The organism is Nocardia sp. CC201C, assembly GCF_030010695.1.
In the GTDB taxonomy this organism is placed as follows: Bacteria; Actinomycetota; Actinomycetes; order Mycobacteriales; family Mycobacteriaceae; genus Nocardia; species Nocardia otitidiscaviarum.
In genome coordinates this window covers 1-1,356 of record NZ_JASCXP010000721.1, presented here as the reverse complement: position 1 = coordinate 1,356, position 1,356 = coordinate 1, and the positions used below count along the sequence as shown (strand labels likewise).

General features: G+C 67.4%; 3 protein-coding genes. 2 read left to right on the top strand and 1 reads right to left on the bottom strand.

Annotated features, from left to right (window positions below; genetic code table 11):
- The coding region (locus QK444_RS36270) for a PTS transporter subunit EIIC (protein WP_282786642.1) at positions 1-427 on the bottom strand (427 nt) is incomplete at its 3' end.
- A 119-nt stretch (positions 428-546) separates the two neighbouring features.
- Here QK444_RS36270 and QK444_RS36265 point away from each other — a divergent pair.
- Entirely contained in the window at positions 547-777 is a 231-nt protein-coding gene (locus QK444_RS36265) for a PTS glucose/sucrose transporter subunit IIB (protein ID WP_039814894.1), read from the top strand.
- 5 nt (positions 778-782) lie between these two features.
- Positions 783-1,232, top strand: coding sequence for a PTS glucose transporter subunit IIA (locus QK444_RS36260; protein ID WP_282786639.1), 450 nt, complete (start codon positions 783-785; stop codon positions 1,230-1,232).
- Positions 1,233-1,356: the final 124 nt, after the last annotated feature.

Sequence of the window (1,356 nt, the reverse complement as noted above, 5' to 3'; positions counted from 1 at the left end):
GCACGGCGGCGGTGATGCCCATGACGATGCCGCCGAGGACACCGAAGTTCACCAGTGCCTGATCCCCGTCGGCAGTGGTCTTACCCTCCAGCACGACCGGAGACATGGCCTTCTCCACACCCTGGAAGGCCAGATAGCCGACAACGCCCGCGAGTGCGGTCGAGCCGTCGGCCTTCTTGGCCCAGCCGATGGCGATACCGACCGCGAACAGCAGCGGGAGATTGTCGAGCAGCGCGCCGCCCGCCCCCGCGAGGACGGCCGCCACCGATTCCAGTGGCGAGAAGCGGCCGAGCATGTCGTCTTGGCCGAGCCGCAGCAGCAGGCCCGCCGCGGGAAGGGTGGCGATCGGCAGCATCAAGCTCCGACCCAGTTTCTGCAGGCCGGATAGATCCAGCTTCTTACGCTCGCTTGCGGCGACGTCGGCCATAGCGGGGTCCTTCAGTCCGTGAATCGAGTCACACGCGTGTATGGTGACGGTGACTGGTTATAACCAGAGATATACTGGTTATAACCAGTTTTGTCCACCCCGACACGCACGGAGGAAGAATGTCCAAGGCCGATCAGATCGTCGCCGGGCTAGGCGGCACCGACAACATCGTCGAGGTCGAAGGCTGCATCACGCGGTTGCGCGTCGAGATCAAGGACGCCACCAAGGTCGACGAGAAGGCGCTCAAGGCCGCCGGCGCGCACGGTGTCGTGAAGGCGGGCGCCGCGGTTCAGGTCGTGGTCGGACCCACCGCCGACGCCCTGGCCGAAGACATCAACGATCTGCTCTGAGTCACATGAGCACCCAGATCCTCTCGCCCCTCGCGGGCACCGCCATACCGCTGTCCGAGGTCCCCGACCCGGTGTTCTCCGCCGAGATGGTGGGAGCCGGGGTGGCGGTGGAACCCCTCGACACCGATGAGCCGACCACCGTGGTCGCACCCGTCTCCGGCACCCTGGTGAAACTGCACCCGCATGCCGCGGTCATCGTCTCCGACTCGGGCGCGGGCGTGCTGCTGCACGTCGGCATCGATACCGTCGGCAAGGCCGACCTGTTCCAGGTGCACGTCGAGGAGGGCGCGGCGGTGAACCAGGGTGATGCCCTGATCACCTTCTCCCCCAATGCCATCCGCCGCCTGGACCTGAGCGCCGCCGTCCCCGTGGTGGTGATGGATACCGCCCCGGGCTCCGCGCTCGAACCGGCCAGCGGTCCGATCGCGGCGGGCGCGGTGCTGTTCTCCATCTGAGCGGGCGCTCTCCGACAACGGCCCGCGGAGAGCGCGATTCACCAGCGAGTGAGTCGCGCTTTCCGCCGTTCGACCGTGGGCACCCGACACCCGGTGCCCACGGCGTGGTCTACGACCGTGAGCC